A 15,041-nucleotide genomic window follows, 5' to 3' on the forward strand; every position below is an offset into this window, starting at 1 on the left:
CTCCGCTAAACACGGGGGCTGCGCGGCGGACACGCCGACGTCACCGCAATGCCACGCCATTTTGCAGAACTTGACGCACACAACTGGATTCGAGACGGGATTTCTGCTGTGACGGAAGGACTCGGTAGCGACGTCAAGCGGTCGTTCGATGTAAGCGGTCCCATTGTCGGCTTGGGGTCATGAGCGTGACTTCGGCCGCTGGCCAGCGAACTTTCCGCCAAAGGGTCATCTTCCGCCGTGACACACCGATACCAGTGTCGGATTTTTCCACTGGCCCACGACTGCAAGGTCAAGGCGCTATAGCGTCCTTTGCGCGCCCAAAGGACGCGCGGCTCTGTAGACCAGCGGCTTTGTCCCCCGAACTGTCCGCTTTGAACGCTTGAAGGGGCACTGTGGCTGTGCGATAGGCACTCCACAAAGTAGAGAACCTTGCGGAGAGCGCTGAGATGGCGGGTGGACGGGGCCTTATGGCCGGCAAGCGCGGCCTTATCCTTGGCATCGCCAACAATCGCTCGATCGCTTACGGCATCGCCAAGGCCTGTGTCGACCATGGCGCCGAGATCGCGCTGACCTATCAGGGCGAGGCGTTCAAGAAACGCGTCGAGCCGCTCGCGGCGGAACTGGGCGCGCATGTCGCCGGCCATTGTGATGTGACCGACCCGGCCAGCCTCGATGCGGTGTTCGAAAATGTCAGCAAGCACTGGGGTGGCAAGCTCGATTTCCTCGTCCACGCAATCGCCTTTTCCGACAAGGACGAACTGACCGGCCGCTATGTCGAGACGACGCGCGACAATTTCCTGCGCACAATGGATATTTCGGTCTATTCCTTCACGACCATCGCCAAACGTGCCGAGGCGCTGATGACCGACGGCGGCTCGCTGCTGACGCTGACCTATTACGGCGCGGAAAAGGTGATGCCGCACTACAACGTCATGGGTGTCGCCAAGGCGGCACTCGAAGCCAGCGTGCGCTATCTGGCCGTCGATCTCGGCGCCAAGAAGATCCGTGTCAACGCGATCTCCGCCGGCCCGATCAAGACGCTTGCCGCATCTGGCATCGGCGATTTCCGCTATATCCTGAAATGGAACGAATACAATTCGCCGTTGAAGCAGACGGTCACGCAGGAGGAGGTTGGCGATTCCGGCGTCTATTTCCTATCCGACCTTTCGCGCGGCGTCACCGGCGAGATCCATCATGTCGATTCCGGCTATCATGTCGTCGGCATGAAGGCGGTCGACGCGCCGGATATTTCGACGGTCAAGGACTGACGCCACCGCCTGACCTCTTCCGGAAGACCTGATGTACCCGCTCGTCTATATCGTGCGCCACGGCCAGACGGCGTGGAACGCCGAGGCCCGGCTGCAGGGGCAGGCCGATACCGACCTCAACGAGCTTGGCCGCGAGCAGGCTAGCCGCAACGGGCGCAGACTGGCCGAACTCATCGACAAGCCCGAAGATTTCGACTTTGTCGCCAGCCCGATGCGGCGCACGCGCGAGACGATGGAGCGCCTGCGCGCGGCGATGAAGCTCGATCCGCACGCCTATCGTACCGAGCCGCTGCTCGTGGAATTGAGCTTTGGCGACTGGCAGGGTTTCACCTTTGCCGAACTCGAGGCGAACAATCCCGGTTCGACCAGGCGCCGCCGCCTCGATAAATGGAATTTCCAGCCGCCCGGCGAGGGCGCCGAAAGCTACCAGATGCTGCTCGAACGGGTGAAGCCGTGGTTCGACGCGCTCGATCGCCAGACGGTCTGCGTAACCCATGGTGGCATCATGCGCGTAATGTTCCGCTTGGTACTGGGGATGTCCGAACAAGATGCGGTCAGCATGGAAGTGCCGCAGGACCGCGTGCTCAGGCTGGACGGCCGGCGCCTGGAGTGGCTTTGAGACCGATGACGTAGCCTATGTTGAGATCAGGTCGGGCCGGCCTCAGCTGAATATCGACGCGCCCTATTCCGTCGATCCGGTGTCCGGCAGTTCCATGTCGGTGACGACGTTCTCGCCATTCGTCACGTCGTAGGCGAGGACGATGTCCATGCCTGGCTTCAGCGCATCGAGGTCGGTTTCGGCGTTCAGCTTGTAGGATTTGCCGTCGTCCAGCGTCAGCGTCAGCGCATCCTTGTCGACCTTCTTGATCAGGCCTTCGGTCTGGCCGGCGAAGGCGGCGGTGGAAATCAACAGCGTGGCGGCAACAGCGCCAATCAGGATACGCATCATCGTCCTCTTTAATCATTGCCGGTACAGCGGCTCGGTCCAACGGAACGGAACTGAGCAGAAACCAATCGAATGTGTCAAAACTAAATCCGCGGGATCACAGTTTGACCACTGTGGAAAACGCCAATAGAAGGCAGGCGACAGCGCCGCGCGTCCTCCTGGACGCGCAAGGACGCTGTAGCACTTTTGATTTTGTGCATGATCCTTTCCGAAAATCGCTCCGATTTTCGGGGTCATGCGCTGAGCCGGCTCCGACGCTGGCAGGGCTGGTTCCATGTCGCACAACACGTTCGGCCATCTTTTCCGCGTCACCACCTGGGGCGAAAGCCACGGGCCGGCGCTGGGCTGCGTCGTCGACGGCTGTCCGCCCGGCATCCGCTTCAGCCGCGACGAGATCCAGGCCGAACTCGACAAGCGCCGCCCCGGCCAGTCACGTTTTGTGACGCAGCGTCGCGAACCTGACGAGGTCAAGGTCCTGTCCGGCTTCATTCTCGATGAGGACGGCGAGACGATGATCACCACCGGCACGCCGGTGTCGATGCTGATCGAGAATGTCGACCAGCGCTCCAAGGATTATGGCGACATAGCCCGTCAGTTCCGGCCGGGCCATGCCGATTACACTTACGAGGTCAAATACGGCCTGCGCGATTACCGCGGCGGCGGCCGCTCCTCGGCGCGTGAGACGGCGGCGCGGGTGGCGGCCGGAGCGCTTGCCCGCAAGGTCGTGCCCGGCATGGTGGTGCGCGGCGCGCTGGTGTCGATGGGCGATAAATCGATCGATCGCCCCAATTGGAACTGGAATTTCGTCGGCGACGCTGAAAACCCGTTCTTCACGCCTGATCCGGCGTCCGTCGCCGTCTTCACCAAATATCTGGACGGCATCCGCAAGGCGGGCTCCTCGGTCGGTGCGGTCATCGAGATCGTCGCCGACGGCGTTCCGGCGGGGCTTGGCGCGCCGATCTATGCCAAGCTCGACCAGGACATCGCCGCCGGCCTGATGTCGATCAACGCCGTCAAGGGCGTCGAGATCGGCAACGGTTTCGAGGCCGCCCGCATCACCGGCGAGGAGAATGCCGATGAGATGCGCATGGGCAATGACGGCAAGCCGGTCTTCCTATCCAACAATGCCGGCGGTATCCTCGGCGGCATCTCGACCGGCCAGGCGATCGTCGCGCGTTTCGCCGTCAAGCCGACCTCGTCGATCCTGACGCCGCGAAAGTCGATCGACAAGGACGGTAACGACGTCGAGATCATGACCAAGGGCCGGCACGATCCATGCGTCGGCATCCGCGCCGTACCGATCGGCGAGGCGATGGTTGCCTGCGCCATTGCCGATCATTATCTGCGTCATCGGGGACAAACGGGAGGGGAGTAGGGGAGTAGGTTACGCAACTCCCACAACAGCATTTTTTCCTTTCCCCTACTCCCGTACTGCCCTACTCCCCTATTCCCTGCGAGCGAAGCGAGCACTTATGCCTTACGACCAGAAGAAGATCGTTGAAGCCCTGCGCGCCTTCGAGCGCGGCGAGATCGTCGTCGTTATGGACGATGACGGCCGCGAGAACGAGGGCGATCTGATCGTCGCCGCCGTCCATTGCACGCCGGAAAAGATGGCGTTCATCGTCCGCAACACGTCAGGCATCGTCTGCACGCCGATGCCGCGCGAGGAAGCAAAGCGGCTCAACCTGTCGCCGATGGTGGCCGACAATGATTCGGCCCACACCACCGCCTTTACCGTCAGCGTCGACTTCAAGCACGGCACCACGACCGGCATTTCGGCCGACGACCGCACGCTGACGGTGCGCAATCTGGCCAACGGCAATGTCGGCGCCTCCGATTTCGTCCGCCCCGGCCACATCTTTCCGCTGATCGCGCGTGAAGGCGGCGTGCTGATGCGTTCGGGCCATACCGAAGCCGCTGTCGACCTCTGCAAGCTCGCCGGCCTGCCGCCGGTCGGCGTCATTTCCGAGCTGGTCAATGATGACGGCACCGTCATGCGTGGCCCGCAGGTGCAGGCGTTCGCCGAAAAGCACGGGTTGAAGCAGATCTCGGTTGCCGACCTTATCGGCTACCGGCAACGCAAGGAAACGCTGGTCGAGCGCGTCGCCTGTTCCGACATCGAGACGCCGGGCGGCAAGGCGCAGGTCTTCACCTACACGCTGCCCTGGGACTCCATGCATCACGTGGCGGTCGTCTTCGGCGATATCCGTGACGGCGTCGAGGTGCCGGTGCGCCTTCATTCCGAGGACGTGGTCAGCGACGTCTTCGGCACCAGCCACCGGCTGGACGCCATCATGAAGGCGATGGGCGAGCGCCAGCGCGGCGTCATCGTCTATCTGCGCGAAGGCTCGGTCGGCGTCGCCCATCAGGAGCGCAAGCGCCCGGCTGCCGGCGATCGCGAGGATCACGAAGAGGCTCGTCGCCGCGAAAACGAATGGCGCGAGATCGGCCTCGGCGCGCAAATCCTCAAGGATCTCGGCATTTCCTCGATTAATCTGATCGCCTCGCGCGAGCGCCATTATGTCGGCCTCGAAGGTTTTGGCATCCACATCGCCAAGACCGAGATTCTTTAGGCCATTCTCACGGTGCTGGTATGCGTCCGGCCCGGCGCGGGCCGGACGCACCGGAAACTATTCCGCAGCGACCGCGGCTGCGTCGCATGCAGCCATGTCGCAGCCCGGCGCGGCAAGGCTGCGCTGGCCGGCGAGCACGATGACCAGCGCGATTGTGCCCGATGCCACCGATACCCAGAACCCGTTCTGCGCGCCGAAAGCGTCCACCACCCAGCCGGCGGCGAACGAGCCGAGCGCCATGCCGATGCCGATGCCGGTCATCACCCAGGTCACGCCCTCGGTCAGCACCGCCTCGGGCACGCGCCGCTCGATCAGGCCGAATGCCGTGATGAAGGTCGGCGAGATTGCCACGCCGCTGACAAAGACGGCCAGTGCCAGCAGCGGCACGGTGTCGGCGACGAGCAGCGGCAGCGTGGTAAGCGCAATGATGGCGATTGCGATGGCAAGCTGAATCTGCAGCGGCACTTTCAGGTTCAGGGCGCCGATGATGATGCTGACGACGAACGATCCGAGCGCGTAGACGCCGATGACGAAGCTGGCGGCGCCCGGCTGGGCAAGCTCCTTGGTGATCGCCACGGTGCTCACCTCCGTGGTGGCAAAGGTCGCGCCGATGAAGATCAGGGCCAAGGTGATGATCTGGACCGGCCGCAGGCGGATTGCCGAGCCGCCTGAACCATGTTCCACCGGTCGGGCTCGCGGTTCGGTCGAGCGCTGCAGGATGAAGGCCGTCGAACCGAAGGCGAGGAACAATGTGCTCGCGAGCACTCCCGCTTCCGGGAAAAGCGCGACACTCAGTCCGACCGACAGCGATGCGCCGGCGATGTAGACCAGTTCGTCCGCCGCCGACTCGAAGGCGAACGCCGTGTTCAACTCGGGGCGGTTGCGAAAAATCTCGGTCCAGCGTGCGCGCACCATTGCCGGTATGCTGGGCATGACGGCGGCGAGCAGCGCCGAGACGAATAGCGTCCATATCGGCCAATGCTGATTGGCCGCTGCAGTCAGGATCGCGAAAGCGAGCGTGGAAATGATGGTGGTCGGCACCACAATCCGCGTCTGGCCGAGGCGGTCCACCAGTCGCGATACCTGCGGGGCGACGAAAGCGTTGGCCAGCGCATATGTCGCGGAGACGGCACCGGCCAGCCAGTATTCGCCATCGGTCTGCGACAGCATCGCGACGATCCCGATCGGAGCCATGGCCATCGGCAGCCGGGCAACGAAGCCGGCGGCGGCAAAGCCCTTGGCGCCCGGCGCGCGAAAGATCTGGGAGTAGGGATTTTGCATGGTCTGGTTCCTCGACAACGGCCGGTTCGGCGATTACATACGTGGCGTATGAGTCTAAATAGATCATACGCGGCGTATGTCAATTGGCATACGAGACGTATGTTAATAGGGCCAGAGCATGCATAGACCACGCAAGGAGATGATTGCCGAAACCCGCGCCAAGCTGATCGGGGCGGCGCGCCAGGCCTTCGGCACGCTCGGCTATGCCGAAGCCTCGATGGACGATTTCACGGCATCGGCCGGGCTGACGCGCGGTGCGCTCTATCATCACTTCGGCGACAAGAAGGGCCTGCTCCAGGCGGTTATCGCCGAGATCGACGCCGAAATGTCGGCCCGGCTGAAGGTCGTTTCGGCCAAGCCGGACAATCTCTGGCAGGGCTTTGTCGACGAATGCACCGCCTATATCGAGATGGCGCTGGAGCCGGAGATCCAGCGTATCGTGCTTCGTGACGGGCCGGCGGTGCTCGGCGATCCATCGCAATGGCCAAGCCAGAGCACATGCATCCGCTCGATGACAGAGAGCCTGCAAAGACTGAGCGACGAGGGGACAATTCTCGCCGTCGATCCCGAAGCCGCGGCAAGGCTGGTCAGCGGCGCCTCGTTGCATGCGGCGCAGTGGATCGCAACTTCGAACGATCCCGAAGCGACGTCGAAGAAGGCAGTGAAGGCGTTCAAGGTTCTTCTGGAAGGGCTGCTCAATCGCACCGGCAGGCTGCCTCAGCCTGATCGATCGTCAGCGAAGCAGCCCCAGATTGACCGATCACCGGCCTGAGGTCATTCTTTTCGCAGATCCCAGGCGGCTCGCGGTGGGCTCAGCCGACGCCGGTTGCCTAAACCCTGTTGAACATCGCCTCACCAGCGCGCGAAAACATGGCCAAAGCGGCGAGGCGCGCCTATATCGGGGCATGGTCACGAGACTTTACACCCACCCGATTTTCCTCGAGCACATAACACCGCCCGGTCATCCGGAGCGGCCGGACCGTTTGCGCGCCATAGAGCGTGTGCTTGACGACGAGGCCTTCGCGGCGCTCGATCGCGTCCAGGCGCCCGAAGGCGACGAGGCAACCATCCTCTACGCGCATCCGCCCGAATTCGTCGAACGTGTCCGCGCAGCGATACCGGACACCGGCATCGCCCGTATCGACGCCGATACCACCGCCAGCCCAAAGAGCTGGCAGGCGGCCGTGACCGCGATCGGCGCAGCCAACGCCGCGGTCGACGACGTCTTCACCGACCGTGCCGAAAACGTCTTCGTCGCCGCACGGCCGCCCGGCCATCATGCCGAAAAGACCACCTCCATGGGTTTTTGCCTGTTCAACACCGCCGCGATCGCGGCACGCTACGCGCAGAAGAACCATGGCGCCGACCGCGTCGCCGTCGTCGACTGGGATGTGCATCACGGCAACGGCACGCAGGACATTTTCTGGGACGATCCATCGGTGCTCTATTGCTCGACACACCAGATGCCGCTTTACCCGGGAACCGGGGCCGTGAGCGAAACCGGCGCCGGCAACATCGTCAACGCGCCGCTGGCGCCGCAGAGCGGCAGCGATAGTTTCCGCGACGCCTTTCTGTCGCGCATCCTGCCGGCGCTCGACAATTTTGCGCCCGACCTCATCATCATCTCCGCCGGTTTCGATGCCCACCACCGCGATCCGCTGGCCGAGATCAACCTGACTGAGGATGATTTCGACTGGGCGACCGGCCAGTTGCTCGAACGAGCCGGGCGCCATAGCCGCAACCGGCTCGTCAGCGTGCTCGAGGGCGGCTACGATCTGCAGGGATTGGCATTTTCAGTCGCCGCCCATGTCGGGCGGCTGATGAAGGGATAGACGATGGCTGGTGAGACCAACGAAGATGTCAAGGCGATGAGCTTCGAGCAGGCGCTCGAGGCGCTGGAGAGGATCGTCGACGATCTGGAGCGCGGCGACGTTCCGCTCGACCAGTCGATCCGCATCTACGAGCGCGGCGAGGCGCTGAAGTCGCGTTGCGACCGGCTGCTGAAGGCGGCCGAGGACAAGGTCGAGAAAATCAGGCTGTCGCGTGACGGCAAGCCGGCGGGGACAGAGCCGTTGGACGCGGATTGAGGCGCGGCCTCGAACGACAATTTTGCTTACCGGCTTTGGACATCATCACGATTGAGGATAAAACTCATCCCGTTTGAAACGGCTCCAGGACGAGAGGAGATTGCGAACGATGTGCAGAAACATCAAAACCCTGTTCAATTTCGATCCGCCGGCAACCAATGACGAGGTCCGCGATGCCGCGCTTCAGTTTGTCCGCAAGCTGAGCGGAACGACGCGGCCGTCGAAACAGAACCAGCATGCGTTCGACCATGCCGTCGAGGCCATTGCCGCCTCGGCGCGCGAATTGCTCGACAGCCTCGAGACGACGCAGCACCCGCGCAATCGCGAAGAGGTGGCGGCCAAGGCGAAGGCCAAATCTGCACTTCGCTTCGCCTGAGGGGACCGCGTGAGCTTCTTTCCCGGAAACGATCCGCAGATGGGCGATGCCTTCGCCAGCGATCAGATCGAGCTGATGGTCATTCCGAACGCCAAAGATATTGGCGGATTTCAGGTTCGCCGCGCCTTGCCGACGGCCAGGCGCCGGCTGGTCGGACCCTTCATCTTCTTCGACCGCATGGGTCCAGCCGTTCTGCGAGCGGGCCAGGCGCTGGACGTGCGTCCGCACCCACATATCGGCCTGTCTACGGTGACTTACCTGTTCGATGGCAAGATCAGGCACCGCGATTCGCTCGGCACCGAGATGGTAATCCAGCCCGGGGACGTGAATTTGATGACCGCCGGCCGTGGCATCGTCCATTCGGAGCGGACGCCGGAAGAACTCCGCGGCGCGCCGATGTCGGTTTCCGGCCTGCAGACATGGCTGGCGCTGCCGGACGGCAAGGAAGAAGTCGCGCCGGTCTTCGAGAACACCCCGGCCCTGCGCCTGCCCGAAATCGATGCGGAGGGGGTTAGCGGCCGTGTGATCATCGGTGCGTTTTCCGGACTGCGCTCCCCGGTCGCCACCGCTTCGGACACGCTTTATGCCGATCTCAGGCTGGCGCCGGGTGCCAGCGTGAAAATCCCGGCCGATGCCGAGGAGCGCGCCATCTATACGCTGGAAGGCCAGGTTTCGATATCCGGTGACCGCTTCCCGGCCGAGCGGCTGCTGGTTTTCCGGCCCGGCGATGAGATCGTTGTCTCATCGGAACGCGGCGCCCATTTCATGCTTTTTGGCGGCGCTTCGCTCGGTTCGAAACGTTATATCTGGTGGAATTTCGTATCGTCCTCAAAGGAACGCATCGAGCAGGCGAAAGAAGAATGGAAGACGGGCCGCTTCGATATCGTTCCTGGAGACGAGCAAGAGTTCATCCCGCTGCCCGAAAGCTGATGCGCGTTACCGCCACATTTACATTCGCCGGCCAGCGGCATATTTCACGATGAACAGAAAATCTGACCAGGCTCGCAAACAGTGAACGCAAAGCCCGATACGCCGCTTCTCGACAAGGTCCGCGTCCCAGCCGATTTGCGCACGCTTGCCGAAGGCGACCTGCCGCAGCTGGCGTCAGAGCTTCGCGCCGAACTGATCGACGTCGTTTCCCACACCGGCGGCCATCTCGGCGCCGGCCTTGGCGTGGTCGAGTTGACCGTCGCGCTGCACTACGTCTTCAACACGCCGGACGACCGGCTGATCTGGGACGTCGGCCACCAGGCCTATCCGCACAAGATCCTGACCGGCCGCCGCGATCGCATCCGCACGCTGCGCCAGGAGGGCGGCCTGTCCGGCTTCACGCGTCGCGTCGAGAGCGAATACGATCCGTTCGGCGCAGCCCACTCCTCGACCTCGATTTCAGCCGGCCTCGGCATGGCGATGGCGCGCGATCTGTCCGATGGCCGCAACAATGTCATTGCCGTCATCGGCGACGGCGCCATGTCGGCCGGCATGGCCTATGAGGCGATGAACAATGCCGGCGCACTCGATGCCCGGCTGATCGTCATCTTGAACGACAACGATATGTCGATCGCTCCGCCGACCGGCGCAATGAGCGCCTATCTGGCCCGTCTGGCGTCGGGCAAGACCTATCTGGGCTTGCGCGATTTCGGCAAGAAGCTGACGTCGTATCTCGGCGAGCGCGCCGATCGCGCCATCAAGCGAGCGGTCGAGCATGCGCGCGGTTACGTCACCGGCGGCACGTTGTTCGAGGAAATGGGGTTCTACCACATCGGCCCGATCGACGGTCACAACCTCGAGCACCTGATCCCGGTGCTGAAGAACGTCCGCGACAATGCCGACGGCCCGGTGCTGATCCATGTCGTGACCCAGAAGGGCAAGGGCTACGCCCCGGCCGAGGCGGCGGCCGACAAATATCATGGCGTCAACAAATTCGACGTCATCACTGGCGCCCAGGCCAAGGCGCCCGCCAATGCGCCGAGCTACACCAAGGTGTTTGCCGAAAGCCTGATCCAGGAGGCCCGAGAGGACGACCGCATCGTCGCTATCACCGCCGCCATGCCGAACGGCACCGGGCTTGATCTGTTCGGCGAAGCGTTTCCGGCGAGGACCTTCGATGTCGGCATCGCCGAGCAACATGCGGTGACCTTCGCCGCCGGCCTTGCCACGGAAGGCTTCAAGCCTTTCGCGGCGATCTACTCGACCTTCCTGCAGCGCGCCTACGATCAGGTCGTCCACGACGTGGCGATCCAGAATTTGCCGGTGCGCTTTCCGATCGACCGCGCCGGCTTCGTCGGCGCCGATGGTGCCACCCATTGCGGCGCCTTCGACACGACCTTCCTGGCGACGCTGCCCGGTTTCGTCGTCATGGCCGCGGCCGATGAGGCCGAGCTGCGCCACATGGTACGCACCGCCGCAAGCTACGATGACGGCCCGATCGCGTTCCGCTACCCGCGCGGCAACGGCGTTGGCGTCGAGATGCCGCAACGTGGCTCGGTATTGGAGATCGGCAAGGGCCGGATCGTCAGGGAAGGCACTAAGGTTGCGCTGCTTTCCTTCGGCACCAGGCTGCAGGATTGCCTGGCCGCAGCCGAGGAGCTTGGCGCGGCCGGGCTTTCGACCACGGTCGCCGATGCCCGTTTTGCCAAGCCGCTCGACGAGGACCTGATCCGGCGGCTGGCCCGTTCACACGAGATACTGGTGACGGTGGAAGAGGGCGCGGTCGGCGGCTTCGCCAGCCATGTGCTGCAGTTCCTGGCCCATGAAGGGCTGCTGGAGAGCGGCTTGAAGGTGCGCCCGCTGGTGCTGCCCGACACATTTGTCGACCATGCCAAGCCGGAAAAGATGTATGCCGATGCCGGGCTGGACAGCGCCGGCATCGTGCGCACCGTGTTCGTGGCGCTGGGGCATACCGCGCAGGCCCAGCGCGCCTAGCTTTTAGACGCATTCCCGCGACGCCGACGCGATTCAACTTGGCTGCAAGATGCCAGTCTGAATCAAATTCTCAACTGCTTGAATAAAATTGCCGGCGGACGGTCGTAAGATGCTGTTTACGCTGCCGTTTGGTGATCTGCTTACCGTGTCCTTTGGCCGTTTTTCAACGCCGCCCTGCTAGAAGGCAACCAGGCAGCGGAAAGCAGACCAATGAGATCGCTTTTGGGCGGCATCGCGCTTGCGGCCATCTTCGTCTTGTCGGCTACAGCCGAAACGCGCTACGACCGCAAACTCGAAAAGGCGGTGATGGGCATCGTCGCCGGCAAGATCGGCGAAATCCGTGGCGGCTTTTCCTACAAGCAGGCGCCGCAATTCGTCGTCGTGCCAGATACCTTGCCGAAGGCGTCCAGTTCCGCTGACCGGCCGCACACGCAGGTGTCCGGCGACAGCAGCGACGGTCTGACGCCGGCCGTCGAACGGCGGGCTTCGCGGACCATATTCTAAAGCACGATCCCGAAGAGACTCTAGAAACTAGAACCACATGTCGCGCACACAGCGACCATCTCTCGGCAAATCCTCGAATGTATCGAGACCATCGAAATGGTCGATCGGGAGATCGGCGACGGCCTCGGGCGGCGCAAGCCTCACATTGACGGCGACGCGGTAGCGCCCAGCCGCATCGGGATGCAAACCGCGCCAGGCCAGGACGCAAGCGCAGGTTGGGCAGAAGAGAATCTCAAGCGAAGGATGAGCCTTTCCGACGCGCCGATAGGCGCTTACGGGCCCGGCAAGGCGGATGCGTTCGTCGACATAGTCGTAAGCCCAGAGCGTGCCGTAGCGACGGCAAAGTGTGCAACTGCAGGCAGTGATCGAACCGGGATCGCCCTCCAGGGTCCAGTGGGCTGCCCCGCAGTGGCAGGTTCCCGTCAGCATGTTCCTCCTCCACGTTTCGACGGCTAAACGGCATCTCTTTCTTAGCATTGCTTCGGGTCTCGTGCGAGGTTCGACAAACAGCGCAGTGGCTTGATGCGTTCACCGCCTTTCCAACTATGCCTTGTCTGATCGCCAATCTCCTTGCCATCATCGTTGGCTTTCGCCATGAAGGCCGATGACTTCCCTTCCGCCAGCCAGCATACGCCAGCGGCTCGACGAATTGCTCGTCCAGCGCGGCCTGTTTGCCAGCCGCTCGCGTGCCCGCGACGCGGTCGAGCGCGGCACCGTGACGGTCGATGGCATCGTCGCCCTCAAGCCGGGCCAGGCCGTTCTGCCTGAGTGCAACATCGTCGTTGACGATCCGGCGCAAGGTTACGTGTCGCGCGCTGCACTGAAGCTGAAGGCTGGTCTCGACCATTTCGCCCTCGACCCCACCGGCAGCGAAGCGCTCGATGTCGGCGCCTCGACCGGCGGCTTCACGCAGGTGCTGCTCGAACGCGGCGCGGCGCATGTCACGGCGATCGATGTGGGGCACGGCCAGATGCACTCCAACATCGCCGGCGATCCGCGCGTGACGGTAATTGAAGGCCTGAATGCGCGCGAACTGTCGGCCGCCGATCTCGGCGGCCGTGTGCCGGATTTCATCGTCTCGGATGTCAGCTTCATATCGCTGAAACTGGCGCTGCCGCCGGCGCTTGCCTTGGCCAGGAATGGCGCAAAAGCTGTGTTTCTGGTCAAGCCGCAATTCGAGGCCGGCCGCGAGGCGATCGGCAAGGGCGGCCTGCTGAAGGACCCCTATGATGCGGCGCGCATTGCCGGCCTGATGCAGGACTGGCTCGATGCCATTCCCGGCTGGCGCTCGCTGGGGCTTTATCTGTCACCGATAGAGGGCGGCGACGGCAACCGCGAGTTCCTGCTCGGCGGCATCAAGGACGTCGAGACCCAGAAGCGATGAGCACCCGTTTCACGATCGCAAGGTTGGGCTCGCAGGGCGACGGCATCGCCGAGACGGAAACCGGCGAGGTTTTCATTCCGTTCGCGCTGCCGGGAGAGGTCGTCACCGCCGCGCGGGAGAAAGATCGCGCCACCTTGATGTCGGTCCTTCAGGCTTCGCCGTTGCGGGTCGATCCGCCGTGCCGGCATTTCGGCGCGTGCGGCGGCTGCGCCGTCCAGCATCTCGAGACTGAAGCCTATCACCGGTGGAAGCGCGAAAAGGTCGTGCATGCGCTGAAGAGCAAGGGCATCGCTTGCGATCTCGGGGCGCTGGTGCCGTGCGCGCCGCACACGCGCCGCCGTGTCGTCTTCACCGCCCGGCGGAGCGAGGTGGGAATGCAGTTCGGCTTCGTTCGCGCGCTGTCATCCGAGATCATCTCGATCGAGGAATGCCCGATCTCGCTGCCGCAGATCGTCGCTGCGCTCGACCGTTTGAGGATGCTTGCCGGACTGATCTGCACCACGACCAAATCGTTCCACATGGCGGTGACGGTGACCGGTTCCGGCCTCGATGTCGCGGTTCACGATTCCGGCAAGCTCGGCGAGAACCAGCGCCGCGTCGCCTCCAACTTCGTCATCGCCGAGGGGCTAGCCAGACTGTCGGTCGACGGCGAGGTCATTATCGAACCAAACAAACCGGTCGTCCTGTTTGGCGGCGTCGCCGTCGCAGTGCCTCCGGGCGCTTTCCTGCAGGCGACCGAGGCTGCCGAACAGGCGATGGCCAACATTGTCGGCCAGCATTTCGCGCGCGCCAAAAAGGTCGCCGATCTCTTCGCCGGCTGCGGCAGCTTCGCGCTGCGCCTGGCCGCAAGATCGGAGGTTCATGCGGTGGAAGGCGATGCGGCAGCACTCGCGGCGCTCGACCGGGCATTCCGTTTCGCCAGCGGCCTGAAGCGGGTGACCGGCGAACGTCGCGACCTGTTCCGGAGGCCGCTGACATTCAAGGAGTTGAATGCCTTTGACGGCGTTGTCTTCGACCCGCCTCGCGCCGGCGCCGAGGACCAGTCGAAGCAGATCGCGCGCTCCGACGTGCCGCTCGTCGCCGCGGTGTCTTGCAATCCGGTAACGCTGGCGCGGGACCTACGCATCCTCATGGACGGCGGCTACGCCCTGAAGAGCGTGACGCCGATCGACCAGTTCCTGTGGTCGCCGCATGTCGAGGCCGTGGCGCTGTTGGAGAAGCCGAGACGAAGGCGCTAGCAGCCAGGGCCTGAAACGCGCACCAAAAAAGCACATTTTTAGCGCACGTCGTTCAAACTGTGCCAGGAAATTGCCATGAGCACCGCAGCCTTCGAATTTCGGCATCGCGCTTCGGCGAGGAGCGGGCGCCGTTTCTCTCGCCAAGGCGGGTCGCTGAACTGCTAGGGGTCAATATGACAGAACTGGCGGGGCTGACCGGTCTCGCGCGCAACACGCTTGCCGCCAAGCCCGGTGCGCGCATGGTCGACGCCGCATTGAGTCCCATCGTCCGTATCCTGGCGATGGCCGGCGAGATGGCCGGTGATGAACATCGTGCGGCGATCTGGTTCAAGCATCAGCCGATCCCCGGTTGGGCCGGAAAGACCGCCTACGATCTGGTTCGCGAAGGCAAGACGGACAAGGTGCTTGCCTATCTGGAGGCAGTCCGCTCCGGCATCTATGCCTGAAACCAGGCTGACC

At 63.4% G+C, this 15,041-nt stretch carries 17 protein-coding genes; 14 read left to right on the forward strand and 3 right to left on the reverse strand.

What is annotated here, in order from left to right; translation table 11 throughout:
- The first annotated feature begins 446 nt into the window (after window positions 1-446).
- Complete coding sequence (gene fabI, locus NKJ32_RS27155; protein ID WP_352449903.1) at window positions 447-1,268, forward strand: enoyl-ACP reductase FabI; 822 nt, start codon at window positions 447-449, stop codon at window positions 1,266-1,268.
- 31 nt (window positions 1,269-1,299) lie between these two features.
- Window positions 1,300-1,887 carry a histidine phosphatase family protein gene (locus NKJ32_RS27160; RefSeq protein WP_352456876.1) on the forward strand — a complete coding sequence of 196 codons (588 nt, stop codon included), beginning with the start codon at window positions 1,300-1,302 and terminating at the stop codon, window positions 1,885-1,887.
- Window positions 1,888-1,950: 63 nt separating this feature from the next.
- Here the strand turns inward: NKJ32_RS27160 and NKJ32_RS27165 are convergent, their stop codons facing one another.
- Window positions 1,951-2,214, reverse strand: coding sequence for a DUF1344 domain-containing protein (locus tag NKJ32_RS27165; RefSeq protein ID WP_023716902.1), 264 nt, complete (start codon window positions 2,212-2,214; stop codon window positions 1,951-1,953).
- A 274-nt stretch (window positions 2,215-2,488) separates the two neighbouring features.
- Here NKJ32_RS27165 and aroC point away from each other — a divergent pair, with 274 nt between their 5' ends.
- Window positions 2,489-3,589 (forward strand): chorismate synthase, encoded by a 1,101-nt coding sequence (gene aroC / locus NKJ32_RS27170; protein ID WP_352829435.1) that lies wholly within the window; start codon window positions 2,489-2,491, stop codon window positions 3,587-3,589.
- A gap of 97 nt (window positions 3,590-3,686) precedes the next feature.
- Window positions 3,687-4,787 carry a 3,4-dihydroxy-2-butanone-4-phosphate synthase gene (gene ribB / locus NKJ32_RS27175; RefSeq protein WP_352449900.1) on the forward strand — a complete coding sequence of 367 codons (1,101 nt, stop codon included), beginning with the start codon at window positions 3,687-3,689 and terminating at the stop codon, window positions 4,785-4,787.
- Window positions 4,788-4,844: 57 nt separating this feature from the next.
- Here ribB and NKJ32_RS27180 read toward each other — a convergent pair whose 3' ends face one another.
- Window positions 4,845-6,068, reverse strand: coding sequence for an MFS transporter (locus tag NKJ32_RS27180; protein WP_352708197.1), 1,224 nt, complete (start codon window positions 6,066-6,068; stop codon window positions 4,845-4,847).
- A 118-nt stretch (window positions 6,069-6,186) separates the two neighbouring features.
- Between NKJ32_RS27180 and NKJ32_RS27185 the strand changes: the two genes are divergently transcribed.
- From NKJ32_RS27185 to NKJ32_RS27215, 7 genes are all read left to right on the forward strand, one after another.
- Window positions 6,187-6,840: a TetR/AcrR family transcriptional regulator gene (locus NKJ32_RS27185; RefSeq protein ID WP_352593335.1), complete on the forward strand. Its 654-nt coding sequence runs from the start codon at window positions 6,187-6,189 to the stop codon at window positions 6,838-6,840.
- 133 nt (window positions 6,841-6,973) lie between these two features.
- The gene (locus tag NKJ32_RS27190) at window positions 6,974-7,900 is read left to right on the forward strand and encodes a histone deacetylase family protein (RefSeq protein WP_352456880.1); all 927 of its coding nucleotides are present in this window, start codon (window positions 6,974-6,976) and stop codon (window positions 7,898-7,900) included.
- A gap of 3 nt (window positions 7,901-7,903) precedes the next feature.
- Window positions 7,904-8,155, forward strand: a complete 252-nt coding sequence (locus tag NKJ32_RS27195) for an exodeoxyribonuclease VII small subunit (protein ID WP_352829437.1) — start codon at window positions 7,904-7,906, stop codon at window positions 8,153-8,155.
- A gap of 109 nt (window positions 8,156-8,264) precedes the next feature.
- The gene (locus tag NKJ32_RS27200; protein ID WP_023716908.1) at window positions 8,265-8,531 is read left to right on the forward strand and encodes a DUF2277 domain-containing protein; all 267 of its coding nucleotides are present in this window, start codon (window positions 8,265-8,267) and stop codon (window positions 8,529-8,531) included.
- A 9-nt stretch (window positions 8,532-8,540) separates the two neighbouring features.
- Window positions 8,541-9,461, forward strand: a complete 921-nt coding sequence (locus tag NKJ32_RS27205) for a pirin family protein (protein ID WP_352593341.1) — start codon at window positions 8,541-8,543, stop codon at window positions 9,459-9,461.
- 81 nt (window positions 9,462-9,542) lie between these two features.
- Complete coding sequence (dxs, locus tag NKJ32_RS27210) at window positions 9,543-11,456, forward strand: 1-deoxy-D-xylulose-5-phosphate synthase (protein WP_352593344.1); 1,914 nt, start codon at window positions 9,543-9,545, stop codon at window positions 11,454-11,456.
- Window positions 11,457-11,666: 210 nt separating this feature from the next.
- Window positions 11,667-11,960: a hypothetical protein gene (locus tag NKJ32_RS27215; protein ID WP_352593347.1), complete on the forward strand. Its 294-nt coding sequence runs from the start codon at window positions 11,667-11,669 to the stop codon at window positions 11,958-11,960.
- A gap of 27 nt (window positions 11,961-11,987) precedes the next feature.
- Here NKJ32_RS27215 and NKJ32_RS27220 read toward each other — a convergent pair whose 3' ends face one another.
- The gene (locus NKJ32_RS27220) at window positions 11,988-12,389 is read right to left on the reverse strand and encodes a GFA family protein (RefSeq protein WP_352622973.1); all 402 of its coding nucleotides are present in this window, start codon (window positions 12,387-12,389) and stop codon (window positions 11,988-11,990) included.
- A 175-nt stretch (window positions 12,390-12,564) separates the two neighbouring features.
- Here NKJ32_RS27220 and NKJ32_RS27225 point away from each other — a divergent pair, with 175 nt between their 5' ends.
- The 3 genes from NKJ32_RS27225 to NKJ32_RS27235 are packed head-to-tail and all read left to right on the forward strand — an operon-like array spanning window position 12,565 to window position 15,028.
- Window positions 12,565-13,344 (forward strand): TlyA family RNA methyltransferase, encoded by a 780-nt coding sequence (locus tag NKJ32_RS27225; protein ID WP_352622972.1) that lies wholly within the window; start codon window positions 12,565-12,567, stop codon window positions 13,342-13,344.
- The gene (locus tag NKJ32_RS27230) at window positions 13,341-14,582 is read left to right on the forward strand and encodes a class I SAM-dependent RNA methyltransferase (RefSeq protein ID WP_352622971.1); all 1,242 of its coding nucleotides are present in this window, start codon (window positions 13,341-13,343) and stop codon (window positions 14,580-14,582) included. Before NKJ32_RS27225 ends, NKJ32_RS27230 begins: the two co-directional genes overlap by 4 nt.
- A 59-nt stretch (window positions 14,583-14,641) precedes the next feature.
- On the forward strand, window positions 14,642-15,028 hold the full coding sequence (locus NKJ32_RS27235) for an antitoxin Xre/MbcA/ParS toxin-binding domain-containing protein (protein ID WP_352622970.1): 387 nt from the start codon (window positions 14,642-14,644) through the stop codon (window positions 15,026-15,028).
- The last annotated feature ends 13 nt before the right edge of the window (window positions 15,029-15,041 follow it).

The sequence above is a fragment of the Mesorhizobium sp. M0159 genome (assembly GCF_040322295.1).
GTDB lineage: Bacteria > Pseudomonadota > Alphaproteobacteria > Rhizobiales > Rhizobiaceae > Mesorhizobium.

Coding starts and splice junctions, on each gene's coding strand:
- fabI (WP_352449903.1), top strand. CDS start 447: ATGGCGGGTGGACGGGGCCTTATGGCCGGCAAGCGCGGCCTTATCCTT.
- NKJ32_RS27160 (WP_352456876.1), top strand. CDS start 1,300: ATGTACCCGCTCGTCTATATCGTGCGCCACGGCCAGACGGCGTGGAAC.
- NKJ32_RS27165 (WP_023716902.1), bottom strand. CDS start 2,214: ATGCGTATCCTGATTGGCGCTGTTGCCGCCACGCTGTTGATTTCCACC.
- aroC (WP_352829435.1), top strand. CDS start 2,489: ATGTCGCACAACACGTTCGGCCATCTTTTCCGCGTCACCACCTGGGGC.
- ribB (WP_352449900.1), top strand. CDS start 3,687: ATGCCTTACGACCAGAAGAAGATCGTTGAAGCCCTGCGCGCCTTCGAG.
- NKJ32_RS27180 (WP_352708197.1), bottom strand. CDS start 6,068: ATGCAAAATCCCTACTCCCAGATCTTTCGCGCGCCGGGCGCCAAGGGC.
- NKJ32_RS27185 (WP_352593335.1), top strand. CDS start 6,187: ATGCATAGACCACGCAAGGAGATGATTGCCGAAACCCGCGCCAAGCTG.
- NKJ32_RS27190 (WP_352456880.1), top strand. CDS start 6,974: ATGGTCACGAGACTTTACACCCACCCGATTTTCCTCGAGCACATAACA.
- NKJ32_RS27195 (WP_352829437.1), top strand. CDS start 7,904: ATGGCTGGTGAGACCAACGAAGATGTCAAGGCGATGAGCTTCGAGCAG.
- NKJ32_RS27200 (WP_023716908.1), top strand. CDS start 8,265: ATGTGCAGAAACATCAAAACCCTGTTCAATTTCGATCCGCCGGCAACC.
- NKJ32_RS27215 (WP_352593347.1), top strand. CDS start 11,667: ATGAGATCGCTTTTGGGCGGCATCGCGCTTGCGGCCATCTTCGTCTTG.
- NKJ32_RS27220 (WP_352622973.1), bottom strand. CDS start 12,389: ATGCTGACGGGAACCTGCCACTGCGGGGCAGCCCACTGGACCCTGGAG.
- NKJ32_RS27225 (WP_352622972.1), top strand. CDS start 12,565: ATGACTTCCCTTCCGCCAGCCAGCATACGCCAGCGGCTCGACGAATTG.
- NKJ32_RS27230 (WP_352622971.1), top strand. CDS start 13,341: ATGAGCACCCGTTTCACGATCGCAAGGTTGGGCTCGCAGGGCGACGGC.